This is a genomic window from Flavobacterium branchiicola (assembly GCF_018383905.1).
Classification (GTDB): domain Bacteria; phylum Bacteroidota; class Bacteroidia; order Flavobacteriales; family Flavobacteriaceae; genus Flavobacterium; species Flavobacterium branchiicola.
In genome coordinates this window covers 449314-471392 of record NZ_JAGYWA010000003.1, presented here as the reverse complement: position 1 = coordinate 471392, position 22079 = coordinate 449314, and the positions used below count along the sequence as shown (strand labels likewise).

Genomic DNA, 22079 nt, shown 5'->3' with positions numbered 1-22079 from the left:
ATAGAAAGTTAATTTATTAGATGATGAATAGAAGAAAATCATACTTGCTAAAATATTTATTTCTCCTGGGAATGATTAGTACCGTAAAAGCGCAGACTCTGACAGTTGAACAGAGCTATAAACTTGCGGTAGAAAACTATCCCTTAATCAAACAGTACGAACTGATTGAAAAAAGTAAAGAATATACCATAAGCAATGCCAATAAAGCTTATTTGCCGCAGCTAAGTATAACCGCAATTGAAGGTTATGTTTTTGGCGATTTCCCAAGCATGGGATCCGGAGACGACAGCAAATTCAAGTTTATTGGTCTGGCTCAGATAAATCAAACCATTTGGGACGGTGGCGCGACCAAAACCCAGAAAAAGATTATCGAGGCATCTTCTAATCTCGATAAAGCTTCCGTAGAAGTTTCGCTTTATGATTTACGTTCCAGAGTCAATCAGCTTTATTTCGGAGTATTGCTAATTGACGAACAACTGAAACAATTGGAAATACAAAATAAAATCCTGGACAATAATATCGATAAGGTAAAAAAGCTGAATGAAAACGGACTTGCCTATAAAACAGATGTTGATGAAATGAAGGTGGAGCAATTAAATCTAAACCGACAGAAAAAAGATTTTGAATACACCCGAAACGGATATCTCGCGATGCTTTCGTATCTAATTGGTAAAAATATCAACCAGACTCAACTGGAAAAACCTGCCAATACAATTGCTCTTGATAATACAATCAAACGTCCGGAACAACTGCGTTTTGAAAATCAGCGTAATTTAATAAACGCTCAGGCCGATATGCAAAAAGTCAGCCTTATGCCAAAAGTGGGATTACTTGGGGCAGGCGTTTTACTGGCACCCGGAGTAAGTCTTGGAAATAATAAAATCTCTACTGTTGGTGTTGCCGGACTTAGTGTTGGCTGGGATATAAAAGGCTTGTATAAAAATGGCAATGAAAAGGAATTAACCAAACAGGAATTAAATAAAATTGATGTTCAGGAAGAAACCTTTTTATTCAATACAAAATTCCAAATGAATCAGAAAACAGCTGACATCGAAAGACAAAACGCTATTCTAAAAGATGATGAAGCTATTGTAAAACTTCGTCAAACCATTCGTGAAGGCTATCAGTTAAAATACGACAACGGCGCAGGTCCATTAATTGACTTACTGAATGCCACCGAAAAAGAAGGAAATGCTCGTGCTGAAAAAGCGTTACATGAAATTCAGCTGCTGATGAGCAATTACGAATATCAAACCATCAAAGGAAACTAATACGGTATATTATGAAAAAAATACAACTTTTATATCTTCTAATGCCAATGCTATGTTTAACAGCATGTAAAAATACTGAAAATGATTTTGATGCTTCCGGATCTTTTGAAGCCGTAGAAACCATTCTTGCCGCACAGGCAAATGGTCAAATTCTACAATTGAATGTTGAAGAGGGGCAGCAATTAGAAGCCGGACAAAAAGTAGGGTATATTGACAGTACACAATTGCATATTAATAAAATGCAGTTATCGCAAAACAAAAGAGCGATTTTGAGCGGAAAACCACAAGAAAATATCCAAACTGAAAGCTTAAAAAGACAGCTTGCAAATGCAGTTCTCGACCGCAACAGAACGAGCAATTTGGTAAAAGGCGGAGTAGCTTCTCAAAAAATGCTCGATGATGCCAATGCAAAAGTAGCCACATTACAAGCTCAGATTAGTGCTCAGAAAAGTTCCCTTGACATAACCAATGAGAATTTGACAGAACAAGGAAATACTGTTGGAGTTCAGTTAAAAGGAGTCGACGATCAATTGAGTAAAAGTCTTATCGTAAACCCGATTAAAGGAACTGTCCTGGCAAAATATGCTGAGCAGTATGAAATGGCTGCGGCAGGAAAACCGCTTTATAAAATTGCCAATCTGGAAACATTAGATCTTAGAGCCTATATTACCGGTACACAATTACCTCAAATTAAAATAGGACAGCAAGTAAAAGTAAGAATCGATCAGGGTGAAAAAAAGTATAAAGAATATACTGGCACAATAAACTGGATTTCGAATAAATCAGAGTTTTCGCCAAAGACAATTCCAACAAAAGACGAAAGAGCCAATTTAGTATATGCCATAAAAGTTAGGGTAAAAAATGACGGTTACCTGAAGATCGGTATGTACGGAGAAGTTCTTTGGTCAAAGTAAAATAGTTTAACCATATAAGTTATATAAGGTCATATAAAACAATGGTTAAGAAGTAAAAAAAAAGATAACCATATAAGTTATATAAGGTCATATAAATAATGGTAAAGAAGTAAAAAAAATATAACCATATAAGTTATATAAGTATAGTTTTTTTTGACGCCAAACTTAAATACCCTTATATGACTTATATGGTTCAAAAAAGTAATCATATAAGTATAGTTTTTTTGATGCCAAACTTAAATACCCTTATATAACTTATATGGTTTAAAAAAAGCAAAACAAAAATGACCTTATATAACTTATATGGTTCAAAAAAAAGTCTCGAATGCCAGCAGTAACACTAAAAAATATTACAAAAAAGTACGGTGATTTTATCGCGGTAGATGATGTGTCTTTTGAAGTTAAGAAAGGAGAACTCTTCGGACTCATTGGTCCCGATGGTGCCGGAAAGACTTCTATTTTCAGAATCCTGACTACGTTATTGCTTGCAGAAGGTGGAGAAGCAACTGTGGAAGGACATGATGTTGTAAAAGAATTTCAGGAGATACGAAATAAAGTAGGGTATATGCCCGGTAAATTTTCGTTATATCAGGATTTAACCGTAAAAGAAAATCTAACTTTTTTCGCTACTATTTTCGGAACTACAATCGAAGAAAATTATGAATTGATCAAAGATATTTACGATCAGATAAAACCTTTTAATGACAGACGGGCAGGAAAACTTTCTGGCGGAATGAAACAAAAATTAGCATTATGCTGCGCACTGATTCATAAACCCGAAGTACTGTTTTTAGATGAACCTACAACGGGCGTTGATGTTGTCTCCAGAAGTGAATTTTGGGAAATGCTCGCTAAACTGAAAGAACAGAATATTACAATAGTGGTTTCAACACCTTATATGGACGAGGCAAAATTATGTGACCGTATCGCCCTGATGCAAAACGGAAAAATAATGAGTGTTGATACACCGCAGAATATTATAAACAGTTTTCCGAAACCCATATTTGCGGCCAAAGCTAAAAACATTTATAAATTATTACAAGATCTCAGAACCGATACAGCAATAGAAAGCTGTGATGCTTTTGGAGAATTTATTCATGTAACTCTGGTATCAGAAGAAGCAAATGAAGAAAAACTCAAAACCATTGCTCAAAAATATCAGCACGAAGATTTAGAAGCAAAAAAAATAGTACCCACAATAGAGGATAGTTTTATTCGTCTAATGCGCGAACAAAGTGATTTAACAGCATCAAAAGAAATACAAGATGGAAAATAAAGCCATAGTTTGTAAAGATTTAACGAAACAATTTGGTGATTTCAAAGCGGTTGATAAAATAAGTTTTGAAGTCAGCGAAGGTGAAATATTTGGCTTTCTGGGCGCAAACGGAGCCGGGAAAACGACGGCAATGCGTATTCTTTGCGGACTTTCTTATCCGACTTCAGGACAAGCCAGTGTTGCAGGATTTGATGTTTACAAACAACAGGAAAGTATTAAAAAGAATATTGGTTATATGAGTCAGAAATTCTCTTTGTATGATAATCTGACTATTATGGAGAATATAGAATTTTATGGTGGTGTTTATGGTGTTTCACGTCCAGAGATAAAAGAAAGAAGCGCCGAATTGGTCAAAACGCTGGGTTTAGAAAAAGAAGCCAAAAAACTGGTTGGCGGATTGCCATTGGGATGGAAACAAAAACTGGCTTTTTCAGTTGCCGTTTTCCACCGTCCAAAAATTGTTTTTCTCGATGAACCTACGGGTGGCGTTGATCCCATAACCCGCAGACAATTTTGGGATATGATTTATGAAGCTGCCGCCAATGGAATAACGGTATTTGTAACAACGCATTACATGGACGAAGCGGAGTATTGTAATCGCATCAGTATTATGGTCGACGGAAGGGTTGAAGCTATCGATTCGCCAACAGAATTGAAAAAGAAGTTTAATACCAATTCTATGGATGAAGTTTTTTATCAACTGGCACGAAATGCCCAAAGAGCAGCAGATTAATATGAAAAGATTACTGGCTTTTATCCGAAAAGAATTTTATCACGTTTTCAGGGACCGACGTACTTTGTTGATTCTCTTCGGACTTCCTGTTGCGCAGATTGTTCTTTTTGGTTTTGCGCTGAGCAGTGAAGTTAAAAATATTGGTATTGCCATGCAAGACAATTCACATGACATTCATACCGAAAATATTATCAGAAAAATACAATCGAGTTCTTATTTTAATGTTGAAGCTCCGGTTTTAAACTATAAAGATATTGAGAATCGTTTTAAGGACGGAAGTATAAAATGTGCGGTGATTTTTCCCTCTAATTTTGCATCAGATCTGCAAAGGCCTGAAGGTGCCAAAATTCAGATAATCGCCGATGCTTCAGATCCTAATACGGCAACTATTGTAACCAATTATTTAACCGCAATAGTAAATGATTATCAACAGCAACTAAACCCAACAGCAAAGTTAAATTACCAGATTGTTCCCGAATTAAGACAGCTTTATAACGAACAGCAAAATGGTTCGCTTAATTTTATTCCTGGCGTTATTGCCTTGATATTTATGATTGTTAGTACAGCATTAACTTCGGTTTCTGTGGTTCGGGAAAAAGAATTGGGCACTATGGAAATTTTGCTTGTATCACCATTTAAACCCATAATGGTTTTAATTGCAAAGGCAATTCCGTATCTGGTGCTTTCGTTAATCAACTTTATGCTAATATTATTTCTCTCAGTTTATCTTCTTAATGTAGAAATAAAAGGAAGTTTCCTGTTGCTTTTTGCCGAAAGTATACTATTCATTATTACCTGTCTTTCACTCGGATTGCTGATTTCAAATGTTACCGATTCACAGCAAACTGCCATGCTTATTTCTATGATGGGAATGATGCTGCCTACGCTGATACTTACAGGTTTTATGTTTCCGTTAGAAAATATGCCCTGGATATTTCGTATGGTTTCGCATATTCTTCCTTCTCGATATTATTACACTATTGTAAAAGCAGTAATGCTAAAAGGGCTTGGGTTTGAATTTGTATGGAAAGAAACTTTGATACTTTTAGGAATGGCAGTATTTCTATTGACAATTGCGCTGAAAAAATTTAAAATCAGATTATCATGAAAGTGCTACTTTTTATATTACAGAAAGAATTCCGTCAGATATTCCGTGACAAGACCATTCTGGCCATGATGTTTGCAATGCCCATTATTCAATTGATAATTTTGCCATTGGCCGCCAATTTTGAAGTAAAAAGTGTCAATGTAGTTTATGTAGATCATGATCATAGTTCGTATTCGCAGAAATTAATAAATAAAATAGGTTCTTCAGGATATTTTCAAATTGTTGGAACTCCCGATTCGTATTTAAAAGCTTTAAAACTAATAGAAACAGGAGAAGCCGATTTAATTTTAGAAGTTCCCGCAGGATTTGAACGAAACTTAGTCAGAGAAGGCAGTCAGAAAGTATATATTGCCGCTGATGCCATAAACGGAACCAAATCAAATATTGGTTATGCGTATTTAAATGTAGTAATCGCAGATTTTAGTCGTGATCTTGATATCCGAAAAAAAATTCCGCAGCAATCTGCTTCGTTATCACCATCGTTAATTACGTTATCAGGAACCAATTGGTACAATCCAAGAGCCGAATATAAATATTACATGGTTCCGGGAATCTTAGTATTACTGCTTACATTAATTGGCGGTTTTATTACAGCATTAAATATTGTAAGAGAAAAAGAAATAGGAACCATCGAACAGATCAATGTTACGCCTATTCAGAAATGGCAATTTATTCTGGGAAAACTTATTCCGTTTTGGATTGTCGGAATGATTGTGTTTACGGTGGGATTAACCGTGATGTATCTCGTTTACGGAATATTCCCTAAAGGAAGTCTGGCTGTATTGTATTTGTTTGCAGCTGTTTATTTGGTCGCTTTATTAGGATTGGGACTTTTGATTTCAACTTTTGCCGACACACAATTGCAAGCCATGTTTATTGCGTTTTTCTTTATGATGATTTTCATGCTCATGAGCGGATTTTTCACCAGCACTGACAGTATGCCCAATTGGGCAAGGACAATGTCAGAATTTACGCCCGTTACCCATTTCATTAAAGTAGTCCGTCTTATTGTTTTAAAAGGTAGCGGATTAGCAGAAGTAGGAAAAGAACTGGTATATCTTATCATTTTTGCCATTGTTCTTAATGGTTTGGCAATTTATAATTACAGAAAAACAAGTTAAATTTAATCTGCTGAAATGCCTTTACGCATATTTTTTTCTCCCGCAGATTTTGTAGATTTTTCTAATCTTAATTCGTTACGTTGAATTTAATTCTGTACGCAAAATATATCTGTAGAGACGCACTGCTGTGCGTCTAACACATTGTGGATATTTTTTTTCTCTCGCAGATTTCGCAGATTTTTCTAATCTTAATTCGTTACGTTGAATTTAATTCTGTACGCAAAATATATCTGTAGAGACGCACCGCTGTGCGTCTAACCTTTGTGGATATTTTTTTCTCTCGCAGATTTTGCAGATTTTTCTAATCTTAATTCGTTACGTTGAATTTAATTCTATCTGCGAAGTATATCTGTAGAGACGCATGGCAGTGCGTCTAACCTTTGCGGATATTTTTTTTCTCTCGCAGATTTCGCAGATTTTTCTAATCTTAATTCGTTACGTTGAATTTAATTCTGTACGTAAAATATATCTGTAGAGACGCACTGCTGTGCGTCTAACACATTGTGGATATCCGTTGCGGAGACGCACTGCAGTGCGTCTCTACAGAATATTGGGTGCCATTTTCAACTTGATTACAAATTCAATTTTCGATATTGTAAAGGAGAAATCTGCTTTAATTCTTTAAACTTTCGATTAAAATTGGAAATATTATTGAACCCACACAACTCGGCAATTTCCAAAACCGAGAGTTCGCCGCTGGTAGACAGTAATTTCGTCGCCCGCTCGATCCGGACTTCAATTAAAAACTGGAAAAAAGATTTATTTGTTCGCACCTTAAAATAACGGCAAAATGCATTTTTGGTCATACTCGCAATTGAAGCAATTTCATCAAGTGTAATGTTCTTATGAAAATTAGTCATTACGTACTCAAAAACAATCTGCATTCTTTTCCCTTCATTATCAGTTATTTTCTTATGATATAAATAATTAGATAACGGTGCATTTTCAGAAGTAGAAAGCCATTTTACAATATCAAGAAATAAGATAAAGCGAGAATAACTGTCCGCACCTTTTAATTTCTTAAAATACTTGGCTACCTTCTTAGGCGCATTGTGAATGATAAAGCCGTTTTTACTGCTTTCTAAAGTTGGATGAATGTTTCTGAAAGTGGGTAATTCAAAGAAATCCTTCCCAAAAGAATTAAAAGTAAAGAAAAGTGTTCGCATAACAGAAAGTTCATTTTCCTGCACATCACTTCTAAAAACATGGGGTAAATTGCTGCCAATCACCAATATATCGCCTTCTCGGTATTGTGAGATCGTATCACCGGCAAAAACAGCTCCTTCACCTTTTTCGATATAACTGATTTGAATTTCTTCATGCTGATGTAATTTGTCATAAAATGAAACCTCGATATCTTCTTGATAAATAAGGGGTTCCTCTCCAGATTTTGGAATTTTAAATGGGAAAACTTTCATTGGTTAGTTAGTTAATTGGTAATCAAATGTATTATATTTCGCCATAAAAATGATAATATAATATTGTGTTTTTTTTATTTATATGGTATATAGGGTAATATAATATCATTTTGAGGTAATTTATTGAGTGCCTGCTCTATTGATTCTAGATAATTTTGGCCTGTAATAAAAAATCAATATTATGGCGATTCAATGGGATGGCGTTATGCCAGCAGTAACTACAAAATTTACTGCAGATGATAAATTAGACTTCAATATGTTTGAAGTAAATATGAAAGCTCAGTTAGATGCTGGAGTATCAGGTATTATTTTAGGTGGAACTTTAGGTGAAGCCAGCACACTTTTGGAAGATGAAAAAAGAGAACTGGTAAAATACACTGTTTCTCTTACTGAAAATAAAGTGCCTGTAATTATGAACATTGCAGAACAAAGTACAAAAGGAGCAATTTTGGCTGCTAATCAGGCAGAACAAGATGGAGCAAAAGGTTTAATGATGCTTCCTCCAATGCGTTATAAAGCGTCAGATTTTGAAACTGTAGCTTTTTATAGTGAAGTAGCAAAGAATACTTCTCTTCCTATTATGGTCTACAATAATCCGGTTGATTACAAAATCGAAGTTACATTAGACATGTTTGAAGAATTATTAAAACATGATAACATTCAGGCAGTAAAAGAATCAACAAGAGACATTTCAAATGTTACAAGAATGATCAACCGTTTTGGAGATCGTTTAAAAATATTATCAGGAGTTGATACACTGGCATTAGAAAGTTTATTAATGGGATCTGATGGATGGGTTTCTGGTTTAGTTTGCGCCTTCCCTCAGGAAACAGTAGCAATTTACAAATTGGCTAAAGCCGGAAAAATTGATGAAGCGTTAAAAATTTACAGATGGTTTTTACCTTTATTAGAATTAGATATCAATTCATTCCTGGTACAAAATATTAAATTGGCAGAAGTTGCTACAGGAATTGGCAGCGAGTATGTTCGTGCACCAAGATTACCACTTCAGGGAGCAGAAAGAGAAAGAGTTTTGGCGATCATTGCAGAAGGATTACGTACAAGACCAACATTACCAGATTACAAAAATTTATAACAGCATATTCACATGATTGGCTTTGCTTCATTCTTTTTTAAGTAAGTAGAATCTTTTGAGTGAAATTTTAAAAAAATATTTTAACACATAGAAGCATAGATTAGCTTATATATTCCTAAAAGATTTTAAAAAGAAACTTGTTTCTAACACATAGCTATGTTTGTTAATGCAAGTGAAACGCCTCTTTTGAATTTGTAAAAACTATGTTCCTATGTGTTGAATAAAATTATACTCAAAGAAGTAAGCAAAGTATTCATTAATACAATTAAACATGATTACAGGAAAAAATTATATAGGAAGTCAACTTAAGGCGAGCGGGACCAAAACAGTAAAAACGTTTAATCCGGTATTAAATAAGGAAAATCCTTGGGTTTTTACAGAAGCTACTCCCGAAGAAATTGATGAAGCAGTTGTTTTAGCCAATCAGGCATTTGTTAGTTATAAAAAATGTTCTGGATTAGAAAAAGCAAAATTTTTAACTGCTATAGCTGATGAGATTTTAGCTTTAGGAGATGATTTGTTAGTTCAATATTGTAGCGAATCCGGTTTTGCAAGGGGCAGAGCAGAAGGTGAACGAGGCAGAATGATCGGGCAGTTGCATTCGTTTGCCGCTATGCTTACCGAGGGAAGCTGGGTTCAGGCTACAATAGATACAGCAATTACAGACAGATTGCCGGCTCCAAAAGAAGATTTGCGTAAAATGTTGGTACCATTAGGACCAATTGTAGTTTTCGGATCAAGTAATTTTCCATTTGCATTTTCAACAGCAGGTGGAGACACTGCTTCGGCATTAGCATCAGGTTGTCCGGTTATTGTAAAGAGTCACTCTATGCATATCGGAACAGGAGAAATGGTAGCATCTGCCATTATAAAAGCTGCACAAAAAACAAACATGCCAGAAGGTGTATTTTCAAACCTTATTGGAGGAGGAAAAACACTTGGCGCCAGTTTAGTAAAACATCCTTTAGTAAAAGGAGTTGGTTTTACAGGAAGTATCAGTGGCGGACGTGCTTTATTTGATTTAGCAGCACAACGTCCGGAACCAATTCCGGTATTTGCCGAAATGGGAAGCGTTAATCCGGTTATACTTTTACCGGAAGCGTTAAAAAATAACAGTCAGAAATGGGCAACCGCTTACGCAGGTTCTATAACTCTGGGAGCAGGACAATTTTGTACTAATCCGGGATTATTGATCGCTTTAGAAGGGAATGATTTAAACAAATTTGCAGAGCAATTAACAGAAGCTATCGAAAAGATAGAACCAGGCTGCATGTTGCACCCTTCTATACACGCTGACTTTGAAAGCGGAATAAAAACAATGGAAGAACAAAACGGAGTTTCGAAAGTAGCTCATTTTAAGGGAGATGTATTGCCAAATCACGGCGCTCAGACTATTTTGAGAGTAAAAGGCGAAGATTTCCTAAAAAATGAATTGCTAAGACATGAAGTTTTTGGACCATTTTCTATCATAATAGAATGTAACAATATAGCACAATTGATACAAATAGTTGCTAAATTAGAAGGTCAGTTGACAGGAACAATCATTGGCGAAGAAAATGAACCGGAGCAACATACTGATGTTATTGCAGCATTGCAAAATCGTGTTGGACGTTTGATTTTTAACGGTGTTCCTACAGGGGTAGAAGTATGCGCTTCTATGATTCATGGCGGACCTTATCCGGCATCATCCGATTCGCGCTTTACAGCAGTTGGAACTCATGCGGTTTACAGATGGGTACGACCTTTAAGTTTTCAAAACTGGCCAGATGATTTATTGCCGGCTGAATTACAAAATGAAAATCCGTTACAAATTGTACGTACAGTAAATAATGAGTTAATAAAAGAAACTATTAGTATATAATCCGTTAGGTGTAATCTTAAGAAAAACTTTTAACACATAGAAACATAGCATTTTTTGCCTATAAAAAAAGGCGTTTCACTTGCATTAACAAACATAGCTATGTGTTAGAAACTAGTTTCTTTTTTTAATCTTTTTAGCAATAAGTACAAAATACTATGTTTCTATGTGTTAAAATAAATTATACCAACAGGCTTAAAATAAACTATTAGTATATAATAATATTTAGCAGCTGGTTTCAAAGCTTTTGGAATTAGCTGCTCTACTAAACTATAAACAACCAACTATAATAACTAACTATCTCTAATACAAAATGCTTAAAAAAACTTTTTTTTGTGTAGATGCACACACTTGCGGTAATCCCGTGAGAGTTGTGGCTGGTGGAGGGCCAAATCTACAAGGTAATTCGATGAGTGAAAAACGGCAACACTTTTTAAAAGAATTTGACTGGATTCGCAAAGGATTGATGTTTGAACCACGCGGTCACGATATGATGAGCGGAAGCATTTTATATCCGCCAAGTGATCCCGAAAATGACTTTGGAATATTATTTATAGAAACTTCAGGATGTTTGCCAATGTGCGGACACGGAACTATTGGAACTATTACCATTGCCATTGAGGAAGGGCTGGTAATTCCTAAAACTCCGGGTAAAATCAAAATGGAAGCACCTGCAGGTTTAGTCAATATCGAATACCAACAAACAGGAAAAAAAGTAGATTGGGTACGTTTGACGAATGTCAAATCTTATCTGGCAGCAGAAGGATTAACGATAGATTGCCCTGAATTGGGCGAGATTGTTTTTGATGTAGCTTATGGCGGAAATTATTATGCAATTGTAGATCCGCAGCAGAATTTCTCAGGAGTTCAGGATTTTACAGCGAGTAAAATAATTCAGTACAGTCAGGAAGTGCGAGACAGAATTAACGAAAAATATCCAGATTATTTCATTCATCCACAAAATGATACCATTAGAGATGTAACGCATATGTTGTGGACAGGAACGCCAATTGATCCGACATCATCAGGAAGAAACGCTGTTTTTTATGGTGATAAAGCGATCGATCGTTCTCCATGTGGTACAGGAACTTCGGCAAGAATAGCACAATTGCACGCAAAAGGAAAGTTAAAACTGAATGAAGAGTTTATACACGAAAGTTATATTGGAAGTAAATTTATAGCAAAAGTTGTTGAAGAAACTTCTATTGGAGACATTCCGGCTATTGTTCCAAGCATACAAGGATGGGCAAAAGTGTACGGATATAATAATATTATTATTGATGAGAGTGATGATCCTTATGCATTTGGATTTCAGGTAATTTAAAAATGAAATTCATATAAAAAAATGTTTAACCCGTATAGAAACGCAATCCTGATGCCTTGGGAATGAGTTTCTATACGTGTTAAAAAAGCGCCCAATGGGTTTAAATTAAACATATATCAATTGATGGGTCTAAAAAACGGCATCAATGAACTCTTAATTAATTAGAATTTATGAAAAAAATAGGTGTTATTGGTGGTGGAATCATAGGCTTGTGTACAGCTTATTATCTTGCTAAAGAAGGTTATGAAGTAAGTGTTTTTGATGCTTCAGATATGAGTGACGGCTGTTCGTACGGAAACGCCGGAATGATTGTACCTTCGCATATAATACCGCTGGCACAACCAGGTATGATTGCACAAGGTATAAAATGGATGTTTGACAGTCAGAGTCCGTTTTATGTAAAACCGCGTTTGGACACAGATCTTTTAAAATGGGGTTTAAAGTTTTATAAACACGCCAATGCAAGTCATGTCGAAAAAGCAATGCCGGCTTTGCGAGACCTTTCTGTATTTAGTAAAGAGTTATATCAGGATTTAGCAAAAGAAAGTGATTCTTTTTTCTATGAAGAAAAAGGACTTTTAATGCTCTTTAAAAGTGATAAAGTCGAAGAAGAAATGTACCACGAAGGCAAAGAAGCAGAACGCCTTGGACTAGCAGTAGATTATCTTTCGAAACATCAAGTTGAACTTTTAGAAAAAGGAACCAAAACCAATATTACAGGAGGAGTTCATTATAAAGGTGATGCACATTTGTATCCGCAAAAATTCATGGCTTTTATCAAACAGGAATTATCAAAATTAAAAGTTGAAATTCACACCAATACGACCGTAAAAGATTTTGTTTTTGATGGAAATAAAATCGAGAAAATAGTAACAGATAATGGTTTGTTCAGAATAGATGAAGTGGTGTTGGCAACAGGATCATGGAGTCCGTCATTAGCTAAAAAGTTAAAAATTTCAATTTCTATTTTACCCGGAAAAGGATACAGTTTTACTTTAAAAGATAAAGAGCAAAAACCAAGTATTCCATCTATTTTATGCGAAGGAAAAGTAGCTGTTACGCCAATGGCAAACGACATTAGATTTGGTGGAACAATGGAAATTACACATACCGGAGACACTAAAATAAACAAAAACAGATTGCAGGGAATTGTGTCAAGCATCAATGATTTTTATCCGGATATGAAAATCGAAATGCCAAAAACAGAAGACACCTGGTTCGGATTCAGACCTTGTACACCATCCGGAATGCCAATTATTACAAGAGATAAAAAATATGTAAATTTGACCTTAGCTACAGGACACGCCATGATGGGATTAAGTCTCGCGCCGGCAACCGGAAAAATAGTAACAGAAATTATTTCCGGCAAAAGTACGTCTGTAGATATTAACAGGTTTCAAATTTAAAATATGAGATACGATTCTATTCCGGTTTCTTTATTCGTGAATAACCGAGAGCGATTTGCTGCAAAAATGCAGAAAAATAGTCTGGCTATTCTGACTTCAAATGATGTAATGCCCAATAATGCAGATGATGTTATGGGCTTTTCTCAAAACAATGACTTATTCTATTTATCGGGAATTAATCAGGATGAAACCATATTGGTACTTTTTCCTGATGCTTTTAAAGAAGAAAATAAAGCCATTTTATTTGTAAAAGAAGTTACAGAACATACTTTGCTTTGGGATGGAAATTTCTTAACCAAAGAAGAAGTTACGGCGATTTCAGGAATCAAAAATGTAAAATGGGTTCATGAATTTGAAAAGACTTTACAACTTTTCGCTTTTGAAGCTGATGTTTTCTATTTAGGACACAATGAGCACATTAAAAGAGTAACTTCAGAAATAGAAACAAGACAGGATCGTATGATTAAATGGTGCAAAGAAAAATACCCATTGCATCAATACGACCGCGCTGCAAAAATAACCCGCGAACTTCGCCCAATTAAATCTTCAAAAGAAGTTGATTTGATTAAAAAAGCGGTCGCAATAAGTATTCAGGGATTCCACGGAATCTTAAATGCTATTCGCCCTAATATTAAAGAATACGAATTAGAAGCTGAATTATCATACGCAACTTTAAAAAACGGGGGGTCAAGACAAGCTTTCCGATCTATTGTCGCATCGGGAGAAAATGCCTGTTCGCTACATTACAACAGTAATGATAATGTCTGCAAAGAGAATGAAATGGTTTTAATTGATTTTGGATCTTGCTACGCCAATTATAATTCAGACACTACACGATGCATTCCGGTAAACGGAACTTTCAGTCCAAGACAAAAAGCTGTTTATGAATCTGTTTTGCATTGTTTAAAAGAAGGTTCAAAATTGCTAAAACCGGGAGTTTTGTCTAAAGATTACGAACTTCAGATGGCAAAATTAATCGAGACAGAATTGGTTAAACTGGGTTTAATTACCGAAGATGAGATTGCTTCTCAAAATCCTGAAAATCCAGCGTATAAAAAATATTTCATGCACGGAACTGCGCATCATTTAGGACTTGATGTTCATGATGTTGGTTTGTATTCCAGACCTTTTGAAAAAGGAATGGTATTAACCTGCGAACCCGGAATTTATATCAGGGAAGAAGGAATTGGCTGCCGCTTAGAAAATGATTACCTTTTGACAGAAAATGGAAATATTAATTTAAGCGAAGCATTGCCAATCGAAATTGCAGACATCGAAAGTTTAATTCAAAATAAAAAATAATAATATGAAAAAGCATTTACTCCTTTATGTACTTTTTATTTGTACATCTGTTTTTGCTCAGCAGGATATTGACATCAACAATCTGAACTGGTTGCCAAATTCGCATTCTTTTTGGGTAAATAAACAAAACAATGTTGTGGTTTATGATGTCGACAAATTAGACAAACAAACTACAATCTTAACCAGAGAACAATTATCAGGATCTGGTTTTACAGGGGCGATTGAAAAATTGGTATGGAACGATACTAAAACTAAAATTCTGATTTTTACCAATTCAAAAAAAGTCTGGAGAGCCAATACCAAAGGAGATTACTGGTTTTTTGATTTAGCTACCGGAAAAGGAAAACAATTGGGTAAAAACCTGGAAGAATCATCTTTGATGTTTGCTAAATTTTCCAGTGATAATGAAAATGTAGCGTATGTTTCTAAACATAATATTTATGTTGAAAACCTGAACTCAGGAAAAATAGCACCGCTTACTACAGATGGAACAGATAAAATTATCAACGGTACATTTGACTGGGTTTATGAAGAAGAATTAGCTGCCCGTGATGGTTTTAGATGGAATCCTGACGGAAAAAGTATTGCGTTTTGGCGTGTAGATGCAACTTTGACCCGATTTCATTTCATGATTAATAATACTGATTCTCTATATCCGACGATTGTTCCTGTTGAATATCCAAAAGCAGGAGATAAACCCTCTTCGGTAAAAATTGGAGTAGTTGATATTGCTTCTCTAAAAACCAATTGGTTAAATATTCCCGGAGAACCGGATAATAATTATTTAGTTCGAATGAAATGGCTAAACAACCAATCGATAATGGTTGTTCAGTTAAATCGCAATCAAAATCAGGTTACAATGTACGATTGCAACGCAAAATCGGGAGACGCAAGAGTTATTTACAAAGAAGAATCACCTTCGTGGATTGATGTTTTTGATGTTTCGGCAGGAGAATACGATACATTTCCGTGTCAGTTTGTAGATAACGGAAAATCATTTCTATGGAGTTCAGATGCAGATGGATGGATGCATATTTATAAAATAGGTCTGGACGGAAAATCAAAAGAATTGATTACCACTTCAAAATTTGATGCTTATTTTAAAGCTTACAACGAAAAAACAAAAACAATCTATTTTGAAGCAAGTCCAACCGACGCTACACAACGCTATTTGTATGAAACCAATTTAAGTTCGAAGAAAACAAAAAGAGTTACTCCCGAAATTTTTGATGGTACAAATGCTTATGTTTTTTCTACAGATGCAGCTTACGCAAAACATACCAATTCAAACATAAAAAGAGATTACAATGTTAGATTAGTAGCACTTTCGGGTCATAAAAAAATATATCCAAAAGAAACAGATGTTTTTGCCGCTCCAAGACTTAATTTTTCTTTAGAGAAATTTAAAGTAAAAACTGTTGATGGTATTGACATTGACGGAATAATGGCAAAACCATTAGATTTTGATCCTTCAAAAAAATATCCAGTTTTCTTTTATGTATATGGAGAACCTATGGCTTCAGTTGCCAACGATGAACCTTATTTTAATTACTTTATTGGTCAGTTAATTCCAAAAGGATATATCGGAATTGCGATGGACAATAGAGGAACACCAGTAATGAAAGGAACACAATGGAGAAAATCAATTTATAAAAATATCGGAATCATAAACACGCACGACCAGGCAATGGCGGCCAAAGAAGTACTGAAATGGAATTTTATTGATTCAGACAGAGTGGCTATTCACGGCTGGAGTGGTGGTGGAGCTGTGACTTTAAACCTAATGTTTCAATATCCTGATATTTACAAATCGGGAGTTGCAGTTGCGGCAGTTACAGACCAGCATTTTTATGATAATATTTATACAGAGCGTTACATGGGATTACCAGCAGAAAATGAAGCAACTTATATTAAAGCTTCTCCTGTAACTCATGCTAAAAATCTAAAAGGTAATTTATTGTATATTCACGGTACAGGTGATGATAATGTACATTATAAAAATGCCGAAGTTTTAATCAATGAATTAATCAAATACGACAAAATGTTCGATTTAATGATCTATCCAAATCGTTCTCACAGTATTTATGAAGGTGAAGGAACAGCAAGACATTTAACGGATACTTTTGTTCGATTTATTGAAAAAAATTGTCCTCCGGGAGCAAAATAAAAAACAAAATAATCAAATTAAAAAGGAGAGTTTCATTCAAATGAAAACTCTCCTTTTTTTATGCCCTAATTTTTAATCTTTTATAGCGCTGAATGCCTGATTTTACTTCGATTACGAAAATGGTAAGATAATATGTATAAAATTATTAATTTGATATTTATTGGGTAATATAAGCAGGTTTTGCGGTAATATATTATCATAAAATTTATCTAAAAAGCAAAATATTTGCCGTACTAATTATAAAACCATTTTATGAAATTAAAGCTTAATATTAGAAAAATTGCAGTACTCTTTTTCGTACTGTTGGCGCAATTAACATTCGCGCAGGAGCGGGTAGTTACGGGTATCGTTTCAGATGAAAACGGGGTGCCTTTACCAGGGGTAAGTATATTGGTTAAGGGAACGCAAACTGGTTCTCAAACCGATTTTGATGGAAAATATTCAATAAAAGCAGAGGGGAATTCTGTGCTTGTTTTTAGTTTTATCGGTATGCAAACAAAAGAAGTTGCAGCTGCTGATAAAAACGTAAATGTAAAAATGGCTACAAGTTCTAATCAATTACAGGAAATTGTAGTAACGGCATTAGGACTTAAAAGAGAGAAAAAATCTTTGGGTTATGCAACACAGGAAATAAGCGGAGAAGAACTTACTAAAATAAACACAGGTAACGTTTCTAATAATATCTCCGGAAAAATTGCGGGTGTACAAATCAGAAGAAATAATAATATCGGTGGATCTACAAATGTTGTGATTCGTGGTACAACTTCTTTAACAGGAAATAACCAGGCTTTATGGGTTGTGGATGGAATTGTATTAAACAATGACAATACAAATACTGACGATCAGAAACAAAGTGGTAACAGAGGTGGTTACGATTATGGTAACGCAGCTTCAGATATAAACCCTGATGATGTTGAGACAATGAACGTTTTGAAAGGTGCTGCGGCAACGGCGTTGTACGGATCAAGAGCTTCAAACGGAGTTATTATCGTAACACTTAAAAAAGGAAGTAAAAGTAAAGGAGGTTTAGGAATAGATTTCAGCACAGGAGTTAATATCGGAGTTGTAGATAAAGAAACTTTACCGGATTATCAAAACCAATATGGAGGAGGGTACGGTGATTTTTACGGAACTATAGATTTAGGAAGTGGGGTTCATCCTTATTTAGCCACAGATGATGCGGCTTGGGGACCAAAATTTGATCCTTCTTTGTTAGTTTACAATTGGAATTCATTTTATCCTGGCTTGCCAACTTATGGTAAAGCAACACCTTATGCACCGGTAAAAAATAATCCAAACAGCTTTTACCAAAACAGCTTAACGTATATTAATAACATTGCTATTTCAGGTGCTAACGAACAGGGAGATTTTAGATTTGGTTATACCAACTACAATCAACAGCAAGGAATTTTGCCTAATAGTAATAACAGAAAAGATAACTTTAATTTTTCTGCCAGTTATAAAATTGCACCAAAGACTAAAATTTCTGCATCATCAAATTATTTGAAGTCAGATGCAACCGGAATGAATGAGACTGGATATGGTGATGGAGGAAACAACTATTTAAGTAGTGTAAGACAATGGTATACTACAAATGCTGATTTTAATGATCTAAAAGAAGCTTATGAACTGACAGGTAAAAATACTACTTGGAATGTCAAATCTCCTACAGATTTAACAGTTCTATTTCATGATAACCCTTATTTTCAGCGTTATAACAACTATAATACAATGGCAAGAGATCGTTTCTTTGGAAATGTAGTCTTAAAAACAGAAGTAAACAAGTGGTTTGATATTATGGGTAGAGGTGCTGTCGATTTTTATCATCAATTGCAAGAGGAACGTATTGCTGTAGGTTCAAAAAGAACAGAAAATGGTAAAGGACAATACTCAAGATACGATAAAAACTTTCGTGAGATCAATCTGGATTTAGCATTAAATTTTAAAACGGCTATTGCTGAAGGTCTTAATTTTAATGGAATGATAGGAGGTAACTCAAGACGTTCTGTATCTAATACTATTTATGCTCAAACAAATGACGGATTGGTTGTGCCAGGAATTTATGCTTTGACAAATTCTAGTAAATTAATTAATTATCCTACTGAAATTGAGCAAACTATTGGTACTAATAGTGTTTATGGAACGGCAAATTTCTCCTATCTGGATACTTATTTTGTGGAGGGAACCTACAGAATAGATCAATCTTCTACTTTGCCAAAAGAAAATAATACTTATTCTTATCCTTCGATCACAGGAACTTATATTTTTAGTAATCATATTAAGGCAGATTGGTTGTCTTTTGGTAAGTTACGTTTAAATTATGCTGAAACAGGAAATGATGCTCCGTTTGCAGTTACGTCTCAAGTGTACCCAAAAAATAATAATTTCGGAACTGACGGAGTTCGCTTTTCTACAGATAACGATAAAAGTAATTCTAACTTAAAAAGTGAGCTAACAAAAGGAGTTGAAGCAGGTCTTGAACTTAAATTTTTCAAAAACAGATTAGGGGTTGATTTCTCTTATTACAAAACAAATACTACTAACCAGATTTTGTCTATTGAAACACCTACTCAAACAGGTTATACAAGAGCATGGATCAATGCCGGAAATGTGCAAAATAAAGGATTTGAGTTAACAGTAAATGCTACTCCAATTAAAACAAATAATTTTACCTGGCAGACAACAGTAAACTGGTCTACAAATAAAAATGAAGTAATTTCTTTAGGTGAAGCAGATCAGATTTCATTAGGAGGTTTTCAGGGTGTAAGTTATGTGGCAAAAGTTGGTAAGCCAGTTGGTCAGCTTGTGGGGTCTGGTTATACTTATCAGGATGGTCAGAGAATTATTCGCTCAGATGGTAATTATTTACAAACAGCGGGAGCAATAATAGGAGATGTAAACCCGGATTGGATTGGTGGTTTTAATAACGTTTTAACGTATAAAAATATTTCTTTCAACTTCTTAATTGATGTTAAAAAAGGTGGGGATGTATATTCATTAGATCAACAGTACGGACATCAAACAGGAATTTACGAAAGTACAGTTAGTAAAAATCACAATGGAATTCCTCAGCGTGAGACTATTGCAAATGGTGGAGGTATATTGTTAAACGGAGTTAAAGCAGATGGAACTCCAAATGATGTAGTTGCAGATATTGCTGGTGCTGCAGGATATGATTTCTATGGTTCTATGCCACAACAAGAATTTGTTTATGATGCTTCTTATGTTAAGTTACGTGAAGTTGGACTAAGCTACAAGTTTCCAAAAAGATTCTTAACAAATACCTTTATTAATAATATGGTCTTTGCTGTAAACGGAAGTAATCTTTGGATCATTCATAAAAATTTACCTTACGCAGATCCAGAGGCAGGAGCATCTTCGGGTAATTTACAAGGCTTTCAATCAGGGGTTTTGCCAACTACAAAAGAGTACAGTTTTACATTGAAAGTTCAATTCTAAAAAAAATACAGACATGAGAATTATAAAAACAATATTTTTTGCAGGAGTTATTCTATGTTCAATAGCTTCATGTGATAATCTGGATGATATGAACCAGAATAAAAAAGCTTATGAAAAAGCAGTACCTTCTGCGTTGATGACAAGTGCACAGGTGAATTACGCTTTTTTCTTAACAAATGCTTCTGTCAACTCAAATAATTTCAGAGCATATGCACAACAGTGGTCTACTTCGACCTATACAGAGGAAGCGAATTATAATCAGGTTAAAAGAAATTTAGGAAGTAGTCATGCGGTATTACTTTACAGAGATGTTTTACAGGATTTGGTAAACGCACAGAAACAAATTAAAGAGATAAAAGCATTAGGTTCGGTAGAAGAAGCAGTGCAAAAAAATCAGCTTGCCATTCTGGAGGTGCAGATTGTGATGACATATCAAATATTAGTTGATCTGTTTGGAAATGTGGCATACAGTGAAGCTATGGATATTAAGAAATTCCCGCTTCCTAAATATGATGACGCTAAAACAATTTATTTGGATTTAGCAGCTCGTCTAGATGTTGCAATTGGAACTTTAGATACTACGAATGCAAGTTTTGATCCAAAAGCCGATTTGATTTTTCATGGAGACGTTGCTAAATGGAAAATATTAGCTAATAGTGTAAAATTGAAAATGGGACTACATCTTGCTGATGTTGATCCGGCAAAAGCGCAGACTATGGTAGAAAGTGCTTTTAGTTCAGGCGTAATGATTAAAGAAGCTGATACAGCTTTGTTCCAGTACTTCACTTCAACTGTAGATAGAAATCCGTTGTTTAGTACTTTGAATAATGAGAAACAAATTAATGTGGCAGGCTTTTTTGTAGACGAATTAAATGCAAAAGAAGATCCAAGACGTGATTTTTTCTTTGATCCAGCTTCAAAAAAAGGAGGTAAGTATAGAGGAGCGCCTTATGCTCAGCTTGTTAATTACGGAGATTATTCGCTTCCGGGAGTGAGATTGAAAAAAGACACAAATCCTGGAATTATATTCGACTATACAGAAACCTGCTTTTTACTGGCTGATGCTGCAAACAGAGGTTTTAATGTTGGAGGAACTGCAGAATCATACTATAAGAAAGGTATTGAAGCAAGTATGAAATTTTGGGGAGTTGCAAATACGGATATTCAAACTTACTTAAATAGAAGTGATGTTGATTTTGCTACTGCGACAGGAACAGATAAACAAAAAATTGCCTACCAGCTTTGGATTGCTTATTACAACCGTGGTTTTGAAGCATGGACAGAATACAGAAGACTGGATTACCCGGTTTTAGTAGCTCCGCCAACGGCAGTACAAGAAGCAGAAGGCAAGGTTCCGGTACGAACTATTTATTCAACAACTGATAAAGCATTGAATAAGGCAAATTATGAAGCTGCTGCTGCAGCAATCGGAGGAGATTTGATGACAACAAAGATCTTTTGGGATAAATATTAATTTTGAGTTAGTTTTAGTTTTTTTTTAAAAGCCAGCACTTTTTAAGTGCTGGCTTTTTTTTGCACTGCCTTTTTTTACTGGGGTTGAGCTATTATTGTTTTGTGAATTATTTACGAATATTTTTTTATTATGTGTTTTTTTAAGGTTAAAAA

General features: G+C 34.9%; 15 protein-coding genes. 14 read left to right on the top strand and 1 reads right to left on the bottom strand.

Annotated features, from left to right (window positions below; all coding sequences use genetic code 11):
• Positions 1 to 71 precede the first annotated feature (71 nt).
• The 6 genes from KHA98_RS08925 (at position 72) to KHA98_RS08900 (ending at position 6423) form a co-directional block, all read left to right on the top strand.
• Positions 72 to 1271 (top strand): TolC family protein, encoded by a 1200-nt coding sequence (locus KHA98_RS08925; protein WP_213257344.1) that lies wholly within the window; start codon positions 72 to 74, stop codon positions 1269 to 1271.
• 11 nt (positions 1272 to 1282) lie between these two features.
• On the top strand, positions 1283 to 2185 hold the full coding sequence (locus KHA98_RS08920; protein WP_213257342.1) for an HlyD family secretion protein: 903 nt from the start codon (positions 1283 to 1285) through the stop codon (positions 2183 to 2185).
• Between the two features lie 325 nt (positions 2186 to 2510).
• A complete protein-coding gene (locus tag KHA98_RS08915) occupies positions 2511 to 3461 on the top strand; it encodes an ABC transporter ATP-binding protein (protein WP_213257340.1) in 951 nt (316 codons plus the stop codon).
• Positions 3451 to 4194 carry an ABC transporter ATP-binding protein gene (locus tag KHA98_RS08910; protein WP_213257338.1) on the top strand — a complete coding sequence of 248 codons (744 nt, stop codon included), beginning with the start codon at positions 3451 to 3453 and terminating at the stop codon, positions 4192 to 4194. Before KHA98_RS08915 ends, KHA98_RS08910 begins: the two co-directional genes overlap by 11 nt.
• A gap of 1 nt (position 4195) precedes the next feature.
• Positions 4196 to 5302: an ABC transporter permease gene (locus KHA98_RS08905; protein WP_213257751.1), complete on the top strand. Its 1107-nt coding sequence runs from the start codon at positions 4196 to 4198 to the stop codon at positions 5300 to 5302.
• Positions 5299 to 6423 carry an ABC transporter permease gene (locus KHA98_RS08900; RefSeq protein ID WP_213257336.1) on the top strand — a complete coding sequence of 375 codons (1125 nt, stop codon included), beginning with the start codon at positions 5299 to 5301 and terminating at the stop codon, positions 6421 to 6423. The genes KHA98_RS08905 and KHA98_RS08900 overlap by 4 nt, the downstream gene beginning before the upstream one ends.
• A 572-nt stretch (positions 6424 to 6995) precedes the next feature.
• On the opposite strand, the gene KHA98_RS08895 is transcribed toward KHA98_RS08900, so the two are convergent.
• Positions 6996 to 7841 carry an AraC family transcriptional regulator gene (locus KHA98_RS08895; protein WP_213257334.1) on the bottom strand — a complete coding sequence of 282 codons (846 nt, stop codon included), beginning with the start codon at positions 7839 to 7841 and terminating at the stop codon, positions 6996 to 6998.
• Positions 7842 to 8022: 181 nt separating this feature from the next.
• Here KHA98_RS08895 and KHA98_RS08890 point away from each other — a divergent pair, with 181 nt between their 5' ends.
• The 8 genes from KHA98_RS08890 (at position 8023) to KHA98_RS08855 (ending at position 21927) form a co-directional block, all read left to right on the top strand.
• Positions 8023 to 8937: a dihydrodipicolinate synthase family protein gene (locus KHA98_RS08890; RefSeq protein WP_213257332.1), complete on the top strand. Its 915-nt coding sequence runs from the start codon at positions 8023 to 8025 to the stop codon at positions 8935 to 8937.
• Between the two features lie 271 nt (positions 8938 to 9208).
• Positions 9209 to 10798, top strand: coding sequence for an aldehyde dehydrogenase (NADP(+)) (locus tag KHA98_RS08885; protein ID WP_213257331.1), 1590 nt, complete (start codon positions 9209 to 9211; stop codon positions 10796 to 10798).
• 310 nt (positions 10799 to 11108) lie between these two features.
• The gene (locus KHA98_RS08880) at positions 11109 to 12119 is read left to right on the top strand and encodes a 4-hydroxyproline epimerase (RefSeq protein WP_213257329.1); all 1011 of its coding nucleotides are present in this window, start codon (positions 11109 to 11111) and stop codon (positions 12117 to 12119) included.
• A 170-nt stretch (positions 12120 to 12289) separates the two neighbouring features.
• Positions 12290 to 13525, top strand: coding sequence for an NAD(P)/FAD-dependent oxidoreductase (locus KHA98_RS08875; protein WP_213257327.1), 1236 nt, complete (start codon positions 12290 to 12292; stop codon positions 13523 to 13525).
• 3 nt (positions 13526 to 13528) lie between these two features.
• Positions 13529 to 14827, top strand: a complete 1299-nt coding sequence (locus KHA98_RS08870; RefSeq protein WP_213257325.1) for an aminopeptidase P family protein — start codon at positions 13529 to 13531, stop codon at positions 14825 to 14827.
• A 4-nt stretch (positions 14828 to 14831) separates the two neighbouring features.
• Positions 14832 to 16994 carry a S9 family peptidase gene (locus tag KHA98_RS08865; protein WP_213257323.1) on the top strand — a complete coding sequence of 721 codons (2163 nt, stop codon included), beginning with the start codon at positions 14832 to 14834 and terminating at the stop codon, positions 16992 to 16994.
• A gap of 252 nt (positions 16995 to 17246) precedes the next feature.
• A complete protein-coding gene (locus KHA98_RS08860) occupies positions 17247 to 20453 on the top strand; it encodes a SusC/RagA family TonB-linked outer membrane protein (protein ID WP_213257321.1) in 3207 nt (1068 codons plus the stop codon).
• A 13-nt stretch (positions 20454 to 20466) separates the two neighbouring features.
• Positions 20467 to 21927 carry a SusD/RagB family nutrient-binding outer membrane lipoprotein gene (locus KHA98_RS08855; protein WP_213257319.1) on the top strand — a complete coding sequence of 487 codons (1461 nt, stop codon included), beginning with the start codon at positions 20467 to 20469 and terminating at the stop codon, positions 21925 to 21927.
• The last annotated feature ends 152 nt before the right edge of the window (positions 21928 to 22079 follow it).